Genomic DNA, 16622 nt, shown 5'->3' with positions numbered 1-16622 from the left:
ACGATGCTTCTGGCTACTGATTGGCAGCCACTACGGCGTACCAGAGTAGACGCTTGAGGTGCGGACATGCAAAACGCCGGACATTTGTCCGGGTTCGCATGCCGATCCGGGACTGCTCCCGGATCGAAGAGGATCTTCCAGCGGGAGATCCTCAGTAGCGGTGGCCGGACTTGAACCGGCGACACAGCGATTATGAGCCGCTTGCTCTGCCATCTGAGCTACACCGCCGCGCCAGGCTGAAATTCCGCGCCTGAAGGCGGATCACAAACCCGGGTGGAGCCCCCTTACGGAATCGAACCGTAGACCTTCTCCTTACCATGGAGACGCTCTGCCGACTGAGCTAAGGGGGCCTGCTCGCGATCTCTCGCTCGCTGCAGGGGAAAGCTTACACGGCCCGGCGCCGCGAGTGAAATCGGTACCCCCGTGTCGCGAAGTCCCAGCTCAGCGGGCCGCGTCAGCCGACGGCCCGGAGCCGGCGCACCTCTCCGGTGGGCGTCTCCTCCAGCTCCGTCCGGGCGGTGAGCCACGTGTTGAGCCGCTCGACCGGCAACGGCCGGCTGAAGAAGTAGCCCTGGCCGATCTCGCAGCCGAGCTCGGCGAGCAGGTCGAGGGTGAGCTCGCTCTCCACGCCCTCGGCCACCACGGTGAGGCCGAACTCACGGGACAGTCCGATGACCGCGCGCACGATCGCCAGGTCGCCCGAGTCGGTCGCCATTCCCTGGACGAAGCTCTCGTCGATCTTCACCTCGTGCACCGGGAGCTGCCGGAGGTAGGACAGGGACGAGGCGCCGGTGCCGAAATCGTCGACCGAGAGGCGTACCCCCAGGTCTTTCAGGCGGTAGAGCGTGGGCAGCGCCCGCTCGATCTCGCCCAGCATGCCCGGCTCCGAGATCTCGAAGGTCACCAGCTCCGGCGGCACCCCGTGCTCGGCGAGCAGCTGGCGGGCCTGGTCGGGGAAGCGCGGATCGAGCAGCGTACGGGCGGAGAGGTTGACCGCTATCGACAGCGGCCGCCCCGCCTCCGCCCAGTCCCGGCAGTGCCGCAGCCCGGCGGTGAGCACGACCTCGGTCAGCCGGTGCAGCTGTCCCGTGTGCTCCGCCACAGCCACGAAGTCCTCGGGCGACACCTCGCCGTGCGCCGGATGCTGCCAGCGCGCGAGGCACTCGACCCCGATCAGATGCCGGTCCTGGATGGACACCTTCGGCTGGAAGTGGACCTCCAGCTCGCCCGAGTCCAGCGCCCGCCGCAGGTCGGCGGCGAGACCCAGGCGACGCACCGCGCGGGACTCGAGGGCGGGGTGGAAGAGCTGCACGCCGTACGGGAGCGTCTTGGCCGCGTTGGCCGCCAGCTCGGCCCGGCGCAGCAGGGCCTCGGGGTCGTCGCCGTGGTCCGGGTGCACGGCCACGCCGGCCGCACTGTCTACGTCCAGCGTGAGCGACTCCACCGCCATCGAGCCGCGCAGCTGCTCGCGCAGGTCGGTCGCCAGCCGTACGGACTCGTCGGCCGACTCGGCCCGCAGCGTGACCACGAACTCGTCGCTGCCGATCCGCCCGACCAGCGAACCCGGCCCCGCGAGCGTGCGCAGCCGCTCGGCCACCTCGGCCAGCAGCTTGTCGCCGGCCGCGTGACCCATCGACTCGTTGACGTCGCGCAACCCGTCGACGTCGAAGAGCATGACGGCCACCACCTCGCCCGGCGCCCGCACCTTGACCGACTCGGCCAGCGCGTCGATGATCCGCCGACGGTTGGGCAGCGAGGTCAGCCGATCGTGGTACGCGTCGAACCGCAGCCGCTCGACGAGACGCGAATTCTCCACGGCCACGGCCACGTGCGCGGCGATCGTCTCGAGCACGCGCACGTCGGAGTCGCGGAAGGTGAGCGGCTCGCTCATCCGGTTGACGACCTCGAGGCTGCCGATCGTGGTCTGGCCGGAGCGCAGGGGCACCACGACGACGTCCTTGACCCGGCTGTCCCGCAGATAGGGCCGGAGGTGCGTGGTGTCGGAGAACCGCGCCCCCACGGCCACCGTGCGTCCGTTCTTGACTGCCTGGTCGCGTACGGGCGCCGGGGTGGCCGAGATGTCCAGCAGCCCCTTGCCGCCCACCCGCGCCGTCAGCAGCACCTCGGGATGCCGCCCCTGCACGGGCAGCCACAACGTGGCGAACTCGGCGCGCAGCAGTGTGCGCACCGGGCCCAGAACGACGTCGGGCAGGCTGCCGTGGGTGCCCTGCTCCCGGATGGCCTGGGTGATCTCGGAGACCTCGGCCAGCGTGCGGTGCTGGCGGAAGAACTCGGAGACCGACCGGAGCGCGATGCCCAGGGCCAGCCCGAGCGCGCCCAGCGGCACCAGTGACCACCAGGTGGCGTCGAGCGAGATCAGCAGGACCAGGCCGAGGCCGATGTTGATGCCGGCGGTGACGAAGGCCTGCGTGGAGACCTTGAGCGCCTCGAGCGCGGCGTGCCTGTCCTGGACGACGGCGATGACGCCGCCGAAGGCGACCCAGCTCACGGCGGTGGCCGTGAGGACCGCCGCGGTGAGGATGCCCCAGGTGCCCGGGCCCGCGTTCGTGATCTTGGGCAGGGCCGACATGACCACGGCCGCGGCCGCGGTGCCGGCGGCGGACTTGGCGACGTTGAAGCCGAGCTTCGCAGGATCGTTACGCGTGCGCAGCTGCGAGAACATGCTGCCGATGGCGTGCGCGAGGATGACCGGCGGCGCGGGCAGGAAATAGAGGCCGAGCAGCAGGGGGATCTCGTTGAGCACGAGAACGAAGCTTTGCTGCCGGACGATGACGTTGAGCACGCTGACGTGCGCGACGACGAAAGCCGCGAGGAGGATCAGGCCTCCGACCCACGACTTCTCGACCCAGCCCGGGTCACGGACCCAGTAGACCGTCAGGCAGACGAGGGCGAAGATGGCGAGCGGGCTGGTGATGAGCCACGCATTGTGCGAGGACCCCCGTCTCGGACGCGATTGCCCCGCCATGTGCACGCTCCTCGTCGGTCGAACCGCGCGGCCCCGGCCGGCGATGCCGGCCGGGCCGGCGATCAGGTCCAGACGATGTCGCCCAGAGTGGAGGCGGTGGATGCCTGCGACGTCGGGGACTGCTCGGCCGACACTGTTGCGGCGGCTCCGCCGGCCAGCGCGACGAGCACGAAAACCAAGCCGGCGAAGCGGCCCAGCTTCCTTGCAGACATGTTTGCTCCTCGAGGAAAAAGTGCTCCGGATGGGGGGTTCCATGATGGTGCCACACCGGGAGTACGTCAGACAGCGCTCGCGCGCGGGTGGAAGCCGCACATCCCGAAATCTTGACTGAACGGTTGAGGCGTCGGCCGGGTCACGAGCCGCAAAATTGACGGCTTTGAGCCCGATTTAACCGGAGATATGAGGGCAACTCGCGTCGCCTTCGTCAAGCTGGATTGACGTCAGGCGAACCTGACGGAAAAGTGAAGACATGACTACTCCCGACGAACTGGAGCAACAGCACACGCTCTCCACCGCTACAACGCGTTACGACGAGTTGAGGATGCGCGATGCTCTCGCGACGGTGTCCGGGAGCGCGGAGTCGCCGGCGCTCAGCCGGGAGGAGACGCTCGAACTGCTTGCGCTCAGTGAGGTGGTCAGCCGCAAGGCTTCGTACGGGCGGCAGGCGATGGTCCGCTCGGCGCGCGCCGCCGGTGCCTCCTGGACCCAGATCGGGGCCGCGCTGGGCACCACCAAGCAGGCAGCGTGGGAGGCCTACCGGCCCTAGGCGCCCGTCGCGGCCGGCCGGTCGGTCGCGCTGTATTGCGACCACGAACCGGGATAGAGCCGCCCCAGCCCCAGCCCGGCATGCTCGAGCGCGATCAGGTTGTGGCAGGCCGTGACGCCCGAGCCGCAGTAGGAGACGACATCGCCGCCCGCCGTCACACCGGCCGCCGCGAACCGCTCCCGCAACTGCTCGACCGGCAGGAAACGGCCCGATTCGTCGAGATTTTCCCGGCAGGGGACATTGCGCGCCCCGGGAATGTGCCCCGGCCGCGGGTCGACCGGCTCCACCTCGCCGCGGAACCGCGCGCCGTCGCGGGCGTCGATCACCACGGCGGCGGCGTCGAGATCGCCGAGCGCCGCCAGCCGCTCCGCGGGCCACGGCCGGGGGGTGAAAACCGCGGGAGCCGGGCTCACCGGTCCGCTCTCCAGCTTTCCCGGGTACGCCCCCAGCCCGCCGTCGAGCAGCGCGGCGTCCCGCCCCGTGGCGCGCAGCAGCCACACCAGCCGGGCGGCGATCGTGCCACCCCCGTCGTCGTACGCGATGACGGTGTCCTCGTCCCCGATGCCGGCCGCGGCCATCCCCTCGGCGAACACCTCCGGGGCGGGCAGCGGATGCCGCCCCTCCCCCGGCGACCCGGGCGCCGCCAGCCACCGGTCGAGATCCACGAACACGGCCCCGGGCAGGTGACCCCGCTCGAAGGCGGCCCGCCCGGACCGGCCGTCGAGGTACCACCGCACGTCGGCGAAGACGGCCCCGTCGCGTACGTCCCGCAGGTCGACGACCGGATCGATCACACTGACCCCCTCTTTCGTGGTCTGTATTTCACCAGTGCCACGACGGCGAGGGCCAGCGCCACCACCCCGACGGCCACGGCGGCCGGCCCGCGCAGCAGAGCTTGCGAGACCACCATCACCAGCAGTCCCACCCCGAACAACAGGTGATAGAGCCCGGCGTCACGGACCTCCGCGAACATCCGCATCGTGCCCGCGGGCGCCCTCCCGGTGACCAGCATCACCGCCCCGAAGAGCGCCAGCAGCAGCCCAATCCCTCCGCCGACCGCCAGCGTCGCGTTCATCACCCCAGTCTGCGCCCCGCCGGGTCAGCTCACCGGTAGTTGGTGAACTGCAGCGCGACCCCGAAATCCTCGGCCTTGAGTAGCGCGATGACGGCCTGCAGGTCGTCCCGCTTCTTGCCGGTCACGCGCAGCTGGTCGCCCTGGATCTGCGCCTGCACACCCTTCGGTCCCTCGTCCCGGATCTTCTTGCTGATCGCCTTCGCCTTGTCCGTCTCGATGCCCTCGACCACCTTGGCATCGATCTTGTACGTCTTCCCGGACTGCCGCGGCTCCCCGGCGTCCAGCGACTTCAGCGAGATGTTCCGCTTGACGAGCTTCTCCTTGTAGACCTCCAGGGCGGCGGAGGCCCGCTCCTCGGTCTCCGAGGTGATCGTGATGCCGTTCTCCCCCGACTTCTCGATCACCGTGCCGGTGCCCCGGAAGTCGAACCGGGTCCCGAGCTCCTTCTCCGCCTGGTGGAAGGCGTTGTCCACCTCCTGGCCGTCAACCTTGCTCACGATGTCGAACGACGGGCTGGCTGCCATGATCAGACTCCAACTGCTGGACGCTTGTCGATGTAGGTGAGGGCCGCGCGAAGGGGCCCCGACATGCCGACCGTACCCGGTTGCGAGGGGGTCCGGCGGGGCGGCTATTCTGTTGTCCGCTGCCGGGGGAGATCCCGGTGGTGATCCCAGGCGGGTTGCCCGAGCGGCCAATGGGAGCGGACTGTAAATCCGTCGCGAAAGCTACGAAGGTTCGAATCCTTCACCCGCCACCAGGGATAGAAACGGCCCCGTGAGCTGCGGAAACGCAGCCGCGGGGCCGTTCTCGTTGGGTCCGACGCCGTCCGGGTGGATCTGGCCGGTTACGAGGGTCCACGGGAACATAGCGGGAACACCGCAGCCCACTCCCCCACCGCCATCCTGTCCGCCGTCGACTCACCCTCCGGGGTGCGGGCCGGCGCCGCAGCCGCCACTGAGCGGCTGCCTATAGATAGGTACGGACGCTGGCGGTCCCGGCGTCGGTCTGCTCGACTTGCCTGAGTCGATGGCGGGCGGGATGGCACCCATCCCAGAAGCCTGAGTGCTCCCGCCGGAGGCATCGCCATGGAGCTGACGTTCACTCAGCCGGTGGCCGGTGCGCCGGCCGATGCCGCCCGGAGGGCGCCAGCAGGCCGAGGGCGACCGGCCGCGACGCGCTTGCGCGGCGCCTTGATCCAGAAAAGACTTATTCGGCAATCTTTCAACGTGCCAGCTCGGCTCCGGAGACGGATCGTTGCCACGAACTAGGCTGATCTGCGGTTCCAGTCCGTTATCGTTCGTAGACGTATGCCTAGCCCCCAGGCGATCGTCGCTCAATCAGTCGCTCGGCACACGCGTGCTCCGATCTAATGTCGCCAGCTACCTGCGATCGAACGCTCCGGCAATTCCGACGGGTGCATCAAGGTTCCACTCGCCGCAGCAGCAAGCCAACTAGCTCAACGATTCACGAACTCGTCCATTTCGCCTGGGTCGACAGGCGTAAAGGGCCATGCGACCTGAAATGTTCCCATACCCGGAAGCAATGCTTGTCTAGCTGCATCGCTTTGAGGGTCCACGGCGAAAGGGTTGAACTCTGATGTGCCGCCGCTGACTAGGGGCTGAGCCATAAAAGCGGTCTCGTACCAACGATACTGACCAGGTGTTTTGGCGTCGCAGAACCACAGACTGTGAGAGCGACCTCTATAGCCATAATGGTCCTGATTCTTGGTCACTACAAGCGAACACCACGATATAACGTCGAATGGTAGGCCCGGCGGTTCCTCAAAGCGCCTAAAAGGTTCAAAATCAAGCTTCCCCATACCCAATCGTACTCGCCAGCCATGGGTAGGCGCCCCACCCGAAAGGTGCTGGGCAACTATGCCGGATTCCTCTATAGCAGGCGCAGCGGCCCTTATCACTGCCAGCAGCGTAGTGGCCATACCGCGGAACTGGCGTTCGGCGTCCTGCATCAGTGATGCGCGCCTTTCCGCCTCGGTTTGCGACTCTGACGCTAGGCGGGCCTGCTCAACCAGCCTGGCGACTTCTTCCCGATTCGCCTGCTGCAGGGACTGAAGGCTGAGCCGCCCCGAAGCTACGACATGAAGCCTTTGATCTTAAGAAGCCAGCGCCTCGCGCATGCGCTCCGAAGCCCGCTCGTCCGCCCGCGCCACCGGCCCGGTCGGCACGGCGGCAACCACCGCGGCCACCCCCACCACAGCCCCCGCGAACACGAACGCCCACGGAAGCCCGCCCGGCCGGTCCACGATGGCGCCCGCGATCGCGCCGCCGGCGGCGCTTCCGGCTACGGAGACCGTTGTGACCCAGGTGAAGGCCTCGCTGAGCATGGCGGGCGGGGCGAACCGGCCGACCAGGTTGTTCTCGATGGTCAGGGCCGGGGCGATGGCGGCGCCGCCGATGATGAGGGCGACGGCGAGGGCGATGGGGTTGGGCATGACGGCGAGGGCGGCGAAGCTGACGGCGACCGCGCCCAGGAACCAGGCGAACTGGCGGGACATGGCCATGGCCGGGTGGCGGGTGCCGAACCAGATGCCGCCGATGGCGCTGCCGATGCCCCAGACGCCCAGGAGGACGCCGCCGAGGCTGTCGCCGCCGCCGTGCTGGAGGGCGTAGGCGGGGACGATCACGCCGGCCGCGCCGAAGGCGATGCCCAGGGCGCCGACACAGGCGAGCAGGGCCGGGAAGCCGCCGACGCGCAGGGGGCCGAGGCCGCGGGCGTGCTCGGCGTGTTCGTGGCGGATCCAGCCGCGCATCATGGGCAGGAGGGCGATCCACAGCGTGCCGGCCAGGGTGACCACGGCGGCGAAGCCGAGGGCGACCAGGGGGTTGTGCGTGATCACGATGATGGCGGCGACCAGCATCGGGCCCAGGACGAAGACCAGCTCGAACAGTGACGTCTCGGCGGCCATCGCGGCCGGGCGCAGGGTGTGGCGGCCGCTGCCGACCGAGGTGGCGTCCGTCCAGGCGCGGCGGATGGCGGCGGTGAGGGGCGGGTAGGTGGCGCCGGCCAGGGCGGCGGCGGCCAGGACCCAGGAGATGTCGCCGTGGGTGGCCATGATCAGGCCGCCGAGGGCGAGCGGGTGCAGGATCGCGGTGACGATCAGCACGGGCGTGGGGCCGATGCGGTCGGCGACGCGGCCGGCGATCGGGCTGACGGCGGCGCCGGCGAGGGCGTAGAGACCGCCCGCGAGGCCCGCGGCCGCATAGCGTCCGGTGGTCTGCTGGACCGACAGGAGGAGGGCCAGCGGCGTCATGCCGATGCCGAGGCGGGCGATGATGCCGACCGCCAGCAACGTCTTGGCACTCGGCATTTGCCACACGCCGAGGTACTGCCGCACCGAGCCTCCAGGAAGTCACAGAATGAGCGAACGCCGCCTCCGACGGTAACGATCGGAGGCGGCGTAACACACCTGAAATTACCCGGTTGTCGCGGACGTCACCTCTGGAACTGCACCGGGCCCGTTCCCGTGATCGCGGCCAGCTGGTGCAGCCGCTTGATCCGCTCGGCCATCGGCGGGTGCGTCGAGAAGAGCCCCGCGATGCCGCCGCTGCGCAGCGGGTTCGCGATCATGAGGTGCGCCGACGTGGCCAGCTGCCCGTCCGCGGGAAGCGGCATCCGCTGCGCCCCGTAATGGATCTTCTCCAGCGCACTGGCCAGCGCCAGCGGGTCCCGCGTGAGGGTCGCGCCCGAGGCGTCGGCCTGGTACTCCCGGTTCCGGCTGATCGCCAGCTGGATGATCGACGCCGCCAGCGGCCCGAGAATCAGCATGAGCAGCAGCGACGCGGGGTTCGGCCCGTCCTCGTCGTCACCCCCGCCGAGCGGCAGGAAGATCGCCAGCTGCGCGAACATCGTGATGATCCCGCCCAGCGCCGCGGCCACACTGGAAATGAGAATGTCCCGGTTGTAGACGTGGGAAAGCTCGTGCCCGATCACTCCACGCAACTCCCGCCGGTCCAGAATCCGCGTGATCCCGGCCGTCACGGCCACCGCGGCATTCTGCGGATTGCGCCCGGTGGCAAAGGCATTGGGCTGCATCGAGGGACTCACGTAGAGCCGCGGCATCGGCTGTCCGGCCGACGTCGCCAGCTCCCGCACGATCTGATAAAGCGCCGGGAACTCGGCCTCACTGACCGGCCGCGCCCCCATCGACCGCAGCGCGATCTTGTCCGAGAAAAAGTAACTGCCGGCATTCAAGGCCAGCGACAACACGACGGCGAAGACCAGACCACCGCTCCCGCCGACCCAGTAACCGACGGCAAGAATCATGGCGGTGAGCAGGCCCAGCAGAGCGGCCGTCTTGAGACCGTTGTGATGGTGCACGATGACTCCTTCACCTGCGGGCCGGAGGGGACCCGCCTTCCAGAGAACATCGCCCAGGTGTGGATTCATCCGTGAGTAGCTGTGACTTCGCTGAACGTAGATCAAGATCAAGGGCTTGATGTCGTAGCTTCGGGGCGGCTCAGCCTTCAGTCCGGTTCGGGTGGTGGGCGGGGCGGTTGGATGGGGGTGCAGATCGCTGCTCATTGCTGGAGCATGGTTGTCGTCCGGCCCGTCAGGGCCGGGCGGCATCTGGTCTGTCAGGCTTACTGCCCATCGTTGCTGACCCCGGTTGAGGGCCTGCGTGAGTGTTTGCGGGGGTCTGGCGGTCCGGGGCATCCCGACTGGCGACAGGGCACTGCGCCGTAGAGCGCCTTCAATGAGCGTCCGGCAGTGATGCCACCGGTACCACCAGATGCTTCGTCCTACTGATTCGAGCAGCAGGAGAAGCAGTGACAAGTCTGACAGCAGCTGGCCCGCGGGCGCGAGTGTTCGCCGGCATCGATTGGGCCCATACCCACCACGTTGTCTGTCTGCTCGATGCTGATGGTGAGGTACTCGAACGTGTCACCGTCAGCCATGACAAGGCCGGTATCGCCGCCCTGATCGCCAAGCTAGGCGAGTATGAGCCGGCCGGGGTCGGTATCGAACGCGGCGACGGCCCACTGGTCACCGCCCTGCTCGCGGCCGGTCTGCCGGTGTTCGTGATTGCACCATCGCAGGTCAAGGCGCTGCGGGGCCGGTACGGCTCGGCCGGGAACAAGGACGACCGTTTCGATGCGTTCGTGCTGGCTGATGTGGTGCGCACCGACCGGCGCCGGCTCAGCGCGCTGGTCGCTGACCACGAGGACACCCAGAGCCTGCGGGCGCTGGTGCGCGCCCGCAAAGACCTCATCGGGCATCGTCTGGCGGTGGCCAATCAGCTGCGGGCGCATCTGCTGACGGTGTTGCCGGCAGCGGTCGGGTTGTTCGCCGAACTCGACGCGCCGACCTCGCGGGCGTTTCTCGCCGACTTCGGCACCCAGGACACCGTCGACGCGTTGACCGCCGAGCAGTTGCAGCCGTGGCTGCACGAACGGCACTACTACGTCAAACCCGCTGCCGTGCTGCTGCAACGCGTGCAGCAAGCCGCTCGCGGTGTCACCGGTGCACCCGGGCAGGCGTTGGCCGCGATCACCCAGGCATACCTCGCCGCGCTGAACACCGTCATGACCCAGATCGCCGCCCTGCAAGACCGGATCGCCGAGGCTCTGGCCCAGCATCCGGACGCGGCGATCTTCACCAGCCTGCCCCGGGCCGGGACCGTGCGCGCGGCCCGGCTGCTGGCCGAGATCGGCGACTGCCGGGCCCGGTTCCCCACCCCCGCCAGCCTGGCGGCGCTGGCCGGTGTCACGCCCTCGACCCGGCAGTCTGGTCACACCAGGATCGTGGCGTTTCGGTGGGCGGTGGACAAACAACTACGCGACGCGGTCTGTGACTTCGCCGCTGACAGCCGCAAAACCAACCCCTGGGCCGCTCACCTCTACAAGCAGGCCCGAGCACGAGGCAAGAACCACAACCACGCCACCCGGATCCTCGCCCGCGCCTGGATCGCCATCATCCACGCCTGCTGGACCACCAACACCACCTACCAACCGGCCCGCCACAACGCCCTGCAAACCCTCCTCAAACAAAACCCACAACCAGAAGGTTGACACAGGGCACTCACGCCGAGGGCCGCACGCCCGCAGCCAGGTGACTCCGTCCCCTGAACGGCTGCGGCCGCACGGCGACGTGCGTGAGTGGAGACCTGCGAAAACCCCGGTGTCGTACCCCTCGGATAGCGTCGACCGTGGTGGTGACGCGGGGAAGGGGCACAACTCGATGGGTCAACCGGATGCCCGGAAAGTGTTCGTCGTCCACGGGCGGAATGAGCCGGCTCGCAAGGCGCTCTTCGCGTTTCTGCGGGCGGTCGGGCTGGATCCGATCGAGTGGTCCCAGGCGATCCGCTTGACCGGCCAGGCCACCCCCTACATCGGCGAGGTGCTCGACGCGGCTTTCGGTGCGGCCCAGGCGGTGGTGGTGCTGGAGACTCCGGACGACATCGCCTACCTGCGTCCGAGCCTGGCCCCCGGCGACGACCCGGACACCGAGCCGCAGCCGCAGCCGCGCCCCAACGTGCTCTTCGAGGCGGGCATGGCCATGGGTCGCGACCCCGGCCGCACCGTCATCGTCGAGCTGGGCCGCATCCGCGTCTTCAGCGACATTCACGGCCGCCATGTCGTCCGTCTCGACAACACCCCGGCTCGCCGCCAGGATCTGGCCCACCGCCTGCAGACCGCCGGCTGCGCGGTCGATCTCACCGGCCACGACTGGCTGGAGGCGGGCGATCTCGAGCCGCCCTCGTGGCCGGGAGTCGCAGGTCGGTGACGAGCCGGCGCAGCCAGGCCTCCGCCAGCGCGGGCTCGCCGTCCGTCGCCCGGGCCAGCGCCCGCCGCCCAGCCGCGCTCCGGCCATGAGCCACCAGCGCCGCCGCCTCCGCCAGGGCCAGCCGAGTCGCCTCGTCCCGCTGCGGCCCCGAGCTTTCCACCAGCCAGTCCTCCGGCCGGTACGACCGGGTCAGCTTCTCCTGCCACCCGGCGAAGTACGACCACACTCGCCCGTCCAGCGACACGTTCAGCACCGACCGGGACGGAAGCTGCCGGGCCCACGACACCTGCTGCTGCCACCGGAAGGTTTTGGGGCTGGTGTCCCGGCGCACGGTCACGCCGACGAACCGCAGTTTGCGCCGGATCACGTCCCACGGCTCCCGCTCGTCGTCGATCCAGTCGCGGAGCAGCGTGAACAAGTCCGTGAAGGTGCCGCCGCTGTCCACGACGTCGACGAAGGTGACGGGGCGGCTGCGGCGGGCGAGAGCGTACGGCGACAGTCCGAAAGAATCGGCGATCCGTCGCGCCTGATCGAGCTGCGCCCCGGTCAACGAGTCGCGCCAGTGCCGGTGGAACGACAGCGGCAACCGGCTCAGCCGCCGACCGTCGAGGGCGCCGCCGAGCAGGTCGTACATCGAGTCCAGGGACCGGCCGACAAAGACGAGATCCCCGTCGCCGCTGCGGGCCAGCACCTTGCCGGCGCACGCGACGAGGTCGTCGAGGTACCACAACGACGGCGACTCGACCCCGGCCAGCAGAGTGCCCAACTGGCCGGGCGTCACGAGATCCCAGCGGAAGGGGCCGGTCACAGGCGCAGGCGCTGGCGGATCTCGGCCTTCTGGCCCTCGGGGAAGTCGTCGAGGTCGAGGTAGCTCTTCAGCTTCTCCGGCTCGAACAGCCACGCCCGGAAGCTCTCCGACACGGTCACCCGGTGACCCGGCTCGTCCAGCACGGTGATCTCGTCGCCGGCCTGCACCGGACCCGGCGTGACGACCCGGAAGTAGACCCCGGGGCGCGCCTCCTGCGAGAACCGCTTGACCCAGCGCGGCTCCTGCATCTTCCACTGGAACGTCGCGCACGGGATGCGGCCGAACGTGGTTTCGAGGACCAGTGTCGCCCCGATCTGCCAGCGCTGGCCGAGGAGGGTGGCGTTGATGTCGACGCCCGAGGTGGTGAGGTTCTCGCCGAAGATGCCGCCCGGCAAGGGACGGTCGAGCTCCTTCTCCCACCATTCGTAGTCTTCCCGGGCGTACGCGTAGACAGCCTGATCCGTACCCCCGTGGTTGGCCAGGTCGTGGATCTCGTCGCCGGCCAGGCCGCTCGCCTGGGCGGGCGGCGCGGTGTTCTTGGGGCCCGGGGCGGTGACCTGGACCGGGTGCGTGACGGGCTGCTTGTTGATGCCCGTCACGCCGACGCCCTTGACGTCGGTGCGCTCCGGGACGGCCAGGTTGACCTGCAACACCTTGCTCATGCGGTGAACTCCATCATCGTGCGGTCCTCCAACGGTACGTACCCGAGCCGCTGGTAGAGGGCGTTCGAGGTGGGGTTGGCCAGATCGGTGAAGAGCACCACCTCGGCGGCGCCGGCGTCGCGGGCGGCCTGGCTGACGGCGGTGGTGATCGCGCCGCCGTAGCCGCGGGCGCGGTAGGGCACCGGGGTGTAGACCGCCTGGACGCGGACCATGCCGGCGTCGGGGCGGGTGAGGGCGGCCATGGAGACGGGCCGGCCGGCGTCCTCCCAGAGCATGATGCCGCCGTGGGCCAGCTTCTCCTCGAAGAACTGCTCGGGCCGCGGCTGCGTCTCCCCGACGTCGCGGAAGAAGCTGGTCATCCACTCGACGAGGAGTTCACGATCCGCCGGTACGGCCTTCCGGGCGCCACCGGACGGGTGGGGGACCGGGGACTTGAGGGCGCCGAGTCGGTAGAGGCGTTGCCGGCCGCGTACCCGGGCGTGGCCTCGCGTGCGGCGCTGCCACTCCACTGTGAACACCTCGACGACGTCGTCGGGGCCGAGGACGCCGGTCAGCTCCTGCCCGTCGAGGGCCGCGACGAGCTCGCGGGCGACGTCCGGTGACATGGCGGAGACCAGGCTCGGCCGGGGGACCGTACGCACATAGGCCCCGCCCTCCGCGGCCCAGCCGAACAACGCACCCGCCGGGTACGCCCCCCGCCGCACACTGTCGGCGACCGTCAGCAACACAGTGTTCTCCACCGGCCGGGAGCGCAGGAAGTCGCCCGCCCCGGCCAGAAACTCGTCCACGTCCTCGGTGATCCGCCACGCCATGGTCCGATTCTTCCCACCGGCGCCACCGGAGTGCACATCAATTCCACCGACCCCCGTGATTGACCCGGCGTACACTTTCCGTTCGCAAGCCGCTGGTTCACTACCGCGTGTCCCTCAGCGCCCCGACCCGCCCGGTCGCTCCCTCCGCCCCGGCCACCGCCCCGCACCTGGGCTTCCGGCCCGACATCGAGGGCTTGCGCGCGCTAGCCGTCGTGCTGGTGGTGCTGAGCCATGCCGGGATCGCCGGGCTCGAGGGCGGCTACGTCGGCGTCGACGTGTTCTTCGTGATCTCGGGCTTCCTGATCACGACGCTGCTGGTCAAGGAGCTGGGCAAGACCGGGGCGATCTCGCTCGCCGGCTTCTACGCCCGCCGGGCCACGCGACTGCTCCCGGCGTCCACTGTGGTTCTTGTCACCACACTCGTCGGCGCCTGGTTCTGGCTGCCGGTCACGCGCTTCCACTCGATCGCGACGGACGCCCTTTTCAGTACGTTCTACGGCATCAACTGGCGCCTCGCCGCCGAAGGCACCGACTACCTCAATGCCACCTCCGCGCCGTCGCCGCTGCAGCACCTGTGGTCGCTCGCCGTGGAGGAGCAGTTCTACCTCGTGTGGCCGCTGCTGCTTCTCGCCGTCTGGGCGTGGCGGCGCGGCCGGTCGCACGTCGTACCCGTGATCGTGGTTCTGTCCGTGGTCGTGGTGGCGTCGCTCACGGTCAGCGTCTGGCTGACGAGCCGCTCGGCGCCGTGGGCCTACTTCAGCGCGCACACGCGGGCCTTCGAGCTGGGCATCGGCGCGCTGGTTGCCGTCGGCGCCGGCGCTTTCGCCCGTACGCCCAAAGTGCTGGCCGCCGCCGCGACCTGGACCGGCCTCGCCGCGATCGGTGTGGCGGCCGTAGTCTTCGACGAGGGGACAATGTTCCCCGGGGCGGCCGCCTTGCTCCCGGTCCTGGGGTCCGCGGCGGTGATTGCCGGAGGTACGCCCGCCGCCCGCGGAAGCGCCGTGAGTCTGCTCCGCACGTGGCCGTTCCAGCAGCTGGGCAAGCTGTCCTACGGCTGGTACCTCTGGCACTGGCCGGTGCTGATGATCGGCCCGGCGGCCCTCGGCGTCGAGCCGACCACGGCGGTCAACCTCGCGCTGGCAGCCGGGGCGCTCGGACTGGCCGTGGCGTCGTATCACCTGGTGGAGAACCCGGTGCGCCGGCACGCCTGGCTGAAGGCGACCTCGGCGCGGGGCATCGGGCTCGGGCTGGTGCTGTCGGCGTCCGCCGCGGCGCTCGCCCTGGTCGCGGCGCAGTTCACACCCCCGCTGCCGACCGGCCCGGCCGCCCCCGACACCGCCGCGGCGCTCGCCACGGCCGCCGATCCGCAGGCGCGCCTGACGCAGCTGATCGCCACGTCGGCCGGCAAGAATCTCATGCCGGAGAACCTGACGCCGAAGCTTCAGGACGCCGGCGACGACGTGCCCCGGATCTACGCCGACGAGTGTCACGTCGACTACGAGCCCGATCGTCAGGACCGGCTCTGCGTGTACGGGGATCCGGCCGGCGCCCGTACCGTCTATCTGATCGGCGACTCGCACGCCGCGAACTGGTTCCCGGCCGTGGACGCGGCGGCGCGCGACGCGGGGTGGAAGCTCGTCGCGATGACCAAGGCCGCGTGCCCCGTACCGTCGGTGCGGACGTGGAACATCCCGCTGAAGCGGCCGTACGCGGAATGCTCGGCCTGGCGCGACCAGGTCTTCGACCGGATCGCAGCGGACCGGCCGCAGCTGGTCGTGCTGGCCTCCAACGACATGGACAGCGGCGGGCTGATCGACGACGCGGGCGCCCGGGTGCCGATGTCGGGCAAGGCCGACGATCCTCTGTGGGCGGCCGGCTGGCAGCGTTCCTTCGACCGGCTGCGCACCCCGGGCGCCAGCCTGGTGCTGCTGCAGGACACCAACTGGCCCCGCGGCGAGGCGCCCGAGTGCGCGGCGACGAACCCCGAGAACCTCACCGCCTGCAACCGGCCGCTCAACAAGTCCATCGTGGAACCGAACCGCCGCAAGCTCGTCGCCGCGGCCGCCCGTGCGGACGGCATCCGAGTGGTGGACCCGACGCCGTGGTTGTGCACCACCACGTGCCCGATCGTGATCGGCAACACGCTGGTGTTCAAGGACAACAGTCACCTGACGGAGACGTACTCGAAGGCGCTGGCGCCGCTGATGGGCGCGGCGCTCTTCAAGTGATCAGCGGTTGTGCCGCCGCCGCATGCTCTGGACACCGATCGTCGTGACCCCCAGCACGGCGCCCGGCACGAGCACCCAGACCGGCCACGGATAGATGTCGACGTCCGGCGTGGTGATCTCGACAATCAGCCACACCACCAGATTGAGCACGAACAACGACGACCAGATGGTCCACAGAATCGACAACGCGAGCGGCATCCGCCGATCCGCGCGCCGCTGCTCGGCCAGCTGCCGGGCATGAATCTCCTCGGCACTGAGCCCCGGCTGCGGCAGATCCGCCACGATCCGCAACAGATCCGCATAGGTACGCGCGGCATACGTGTCGCGCACCCGGTCGTCGTACTCGGCCAAACTCAACCGGCCCTCGTCGAGCGCCCCCTTGAGCTGCTCGGCAATCTTGTGCCGATCAACATCCGCCGCCCGCAGCGTGTCGATGTCCGGTCGTCGCACCGGTTCCCGCGCCATGGACCGAGGGTAGGCCATCCGCAGCCCCCGCAGCTGCCCGTGTCACTCCCGGTGTCGCGCGGGCTTGTGCCTTGTC

Annotated in this window: 15 protein-coding genes and 3 tRNA genes; 5 read left to right on the top strand and 13 right to left on the bottom strand. The window is 69.5% G+C overall.

Annotated features, from left to right (window positions below; genetic code table 11):
* Positions 1-155: 155 nt before the first annotated feature.
* The 4 genes from RAN62_RS19440 to RAN62_RS19425 form a co-directional block, all read right to left on the bottom strand.
* Positions 156-228: transfer RNA gene (locus RAN62_RS19440), tRNA-Met, on the bottom strand.
* Positions 229-274: 46 nt separating this feature from the next.
* Positions 275-350 (bottom strand) — tRNA-Thr (locus tag RAN62_RS19435).
* Positions 351-454: 104 nt separating this feature from the next.
* On the bottom strand, positions 455-2986 hold the full coding sequence (locus RAN62_RS19430; RefSeq protein ID WP_305786105.1) for a putative bifunctional diguanylate cyclase/phosphodiesterase: 2532 nt from the start codon (positions 2984-2986) through the stop codon (positions 455-457).
* A gap of 62 nt (positions 2987-3048) precedes the next feature.
* Positions 3049-3198: a hypothetical protein gene (locus RAN62_RS19425; RefSeq protein ID WP_305786104.1), complete on the bottom strand. Its 150-nt coding sequence runs from the start codon at positions 3196-3198 to the stop codon at positions 3049-3051.
* Positions 3199-3455: 257 nt separating this feature from the next.
* Here RAN62_RS19425 and RAN62_RS19420 point away from each other — a divergent pair, with 257 nt between their 5' ends.
* Positions 3456-3752 (top strand): hypothetical protein, encoded by a 297-nt coding sequence (locus RAN62_RS19420; protein WP_305786103.1) that lies wholly within the window; start codon positions 3456-3458, stop codon positions 3750-3752.
* Here RAN62_RS19420 and RAN62_RS19415 read toward each other — a convergent pair.
* From RAN62_RS19415 to RAN62_RS19405, 3 genes are read right to left on the bottom strand one after another with little or no spacing between them, the layout of a single operon-like run.
* A complete protein-coding gene (locus tag RAN62_RS19415) occupies positions 3749-4546 on the bottom strand; it encodes a sulfurtransferase (RefSeq protein WP_305786102.1) in 798 nt (265 codons plus the stop codon). The genes RAN62_RS19420 and RAN62_RS19415 overlap by 4 nt on opposite strands.
* Entirely contained in the window at positions 4543-4827 is a 285-nt protein-coding gene (locus RAN62_RS19410) for a hypothetical protein (protein WP_305786101.1), read from the bottom strand. The genes RAN62_RS19415 and RAN62_RS19410 overlap by 4 nt, the downstream gene beginning before the upstream one ends.
* A gap of 29 nt (positions 4828-4856) precedes the next feature.
* The gene (locus tag RAN62_RS19405) at positions 4857-5351 is read right to left on the bottom strand and encodes a YajQ family cyclic di-GMP-binding protein (protein ID WP_305786100.1); all 495 of its coding nucleotides are present in this window, start codon (positions 5349-5351) and stop codon (positions 4857-4859) included.
* Positions 5352-5500: 149 nt separating this feature from the next.
* Between RAN62_RS19405 and RAN62_RS19400 the strand changes: the two genes are divergently transcribed.
* Positions 5501-5584: transfer RNA gene (locus RAN62_RS19400), tRNA-Tyr, on the top strand.
* A 1356-nt stretch (positions 5585-6940) separates the two neighbouring features.
* On the opposite strand, the gene RAN62_RS19395 is transcribed toward RAN62_RS19400, so the two are convergent.
* The gene (locus RAN62_RS19395) at positions 6941-8155 is read right to left on the bottom strand and encodes an MFS transporter (protein WP_305786099.1); all 1215 of its coding nucleotides are present in this window, start codon (positions 8153-8155) and stop codon (positions 6941-6943) included.
* Between the two features lie 125 nt (positions 8156-8280).
* On the bottom strand, positions 8281-9165 hold the full coding sequence (htpX, locus tag RAN62_RS19390; RefSeq protein WP_305786190.1) for a zinc metalloprotease HtpX: 885 nt from the start codon (positions 9163-9165) through the stop codon (positions 8281-8283).
* Between the two features lie 485 nt (positions 9166-9650).
* Between htpX and RAN62_RS19385 the strand changes: the two genes are divergently transcribed.
* On the top strand, positions 9651-10856 hold the full coding sequence (locus RAN62_RS19385) for an IS110 family RNA-guided transposase (protein WP_305786098.1): 1206 nt from the start codon (positions 9651-9653) through the stop codon (positions 10854-10856).
* A gap of 169 nt (positions 10857-11025) precedes the next feature.
* The gene (locus tag RAN62_RS19380; protein ID WP_305786097.1) at positions 11026-11571 is read left to right on the top strand and encodes a TIR domain-containing protein; all 546 of its coding nucleotides are present in this window, start codon (positions 11026-11028) and stop codon (positions 11569-11571) included.
* Here RAN62_RS19380 and RAN62_RS19375 read toward each other — a convergent pair.
* Genes RAN62_RS19375 through RAN62_RS19365 form a run of 3 tightly spaced genes read right to left on the bottom strand, consistent with a single transcriptional unit; the run spans position 11501 to position 13853 of the window.
* Positions 11501-12379: a hypothetical protein gene (locus RAN62_RS19375; RefSeq protein WP_305786096.1), complete on the bottom strand. Its 879-nt coding sequence runs from the start codon at positions 12377-12379 to the stop codon at positions 11501-11503. The two genes, RAN62_RS19380 and RAN62_RS19375, sit on opposite strands and share 71 nt — an antisense overlap.
* Complete coding sequence (locus RAN62_RS19370; protein WP_305786095.1) at positions 12376-13041, bottom strand: MOSC domain-containing protein; 666 nt, start codon at positions 13039-13041, stop codon at positions 12376-12378. Before RAN62_RS19370 ends, RAN62_RS19375 begins: the two co-directional genes overlap by 4 nt.
* Positions 13038-13853, bottom strand: a complete 816-nt coding sequence (locus tag RAN62_RS19365) for a GNAT family N-acetyltransferase (protein ID WP_305786094.1) — start codon at positions 13851-13853, stop codon at positions 13038-13040. The genes RAN62_RS19370 and RAN62_RS19365 overlap by 4 nt, the downstream gene beginning before the upstream one ends.
* Positions 13854-13960: 107 nt before the next feature.
* Here RAN62_RS19365 and RAN62_RS19360 point away from each other — a divergent pair, with 107 nt between their 5' ends.
* Positions 13961-16081 (top strand): acyltransferase family protein, encoded by a 2121-nt coding sequence (locus tag RAN62_RS19360; RefSeq protein WP_305786093.1) that lies wholly within the window; start codon positions 13961-13963, stop codon positions 16079-16081.
* On the opposite strand, the gene RAN62_RS19355 is transcribed toward RAN62_RS19360, so the two are convergent.
* Positions 16082-16546: a DUF1707 SHOCT-like domain-containing protein gene (locus RAN62_RS19355; RefSeq protein WP_305786092.1), complete on the bottom strand. Its 465-nt coding sequence runs from the start codon at positions 16544-16546 to the stop codon at positions 16082-16084.
* Positions 16547-16622: the final 76 nt, after the last annotated feature.

It is taken from the genome of Symbioplanes lichenis, from assembly GCF_030709675.1.
Lineage (GTDB): Bacteria > Actinomycetota > Actinomycetes > Mycobacteriales > Micromonosporaceae > Actinoplanes > Actinoplanes lichenis.
The sequence above is the reverse complement of the archived record's forward strand: the minus strand, read 5'-3'. Positions and strand labels throughout refer to the sequence as shown.

Bases quoted from the DNA above. Each gene is read 5' to 3' on its own strand.
- RAN62_RS19420 (WP_305786103.1), top strand. From the start codon at position 3,456: ATGACTACTCCCGACGAACTGGAGCAACAGCACACGCTCTCCACCGCT.
- RAN62_RS19410 (WP_305786101.1), bottom strand. From the start codon at position 4,827: ATGAACGCGACGCTGGCGGTCGGCGGAGGGATTGGGCTGCTGCTGGCG.
- RAN62_RS19425 (WP_305786104.1), bottom strand. From the start codon at position 3,198: ATGTCTGCAAGGAAGCTGGGCCGCTTCGCCGGCTTGGTTTTCGTGCTC.
- RAN62_RS19365 (WP_305786094.1), bottom strand. From the start codon at position 13,853: ATGGCGTGGCGGATCACCGAGGACGTGGACGAGTTTCTGGCCGGGGCG.
- RAN62_RS19355 (WP_305786092.1), bottom strand. From the start codon at position 16,546: ATGGCGCGGGAACCGGTGCGACGACCGGACATCGACACGCTGCGGGCG.
- RAN62_RS19370 (WP_305786095.1), bottom strand. From the start codon at position 13,041: ATGAGCAAGGTGTTGCAGGTCAACCTGGCCGTCCCGGAGCGCACCGAC.
- RAN62_RS19395 (WP_305786099.1), bottom strand. From the start codon at position 8,155: ATGCCGAGTGCCAAGACGTTGCTGGCGGTCGGCATCATCGCCCGCCTC.
- RAN62_RS19380 (WP_305786097.1), top strand. From the start codon at position 11,026: ATGGGTCAACCGGATGCCCGGAAAGTGTTCGTCGTCCACGGGCGGAAT.
- RAN62_RS19430 (WP_305786105.1), bottom strand. From the start codon at position 2,986: ATGGCGGGGCAATCGCGTCCGAGACGGGGGTCCTCGCACAATGCGTGG.
- RAN62_RS19405 (WP_305786100.1), bottom strand. From the start codon at position 5,351: ATGGCAGCCAGCCCGTCGTTCGACATCGTGAGCAAGGTTGACGGCCAG.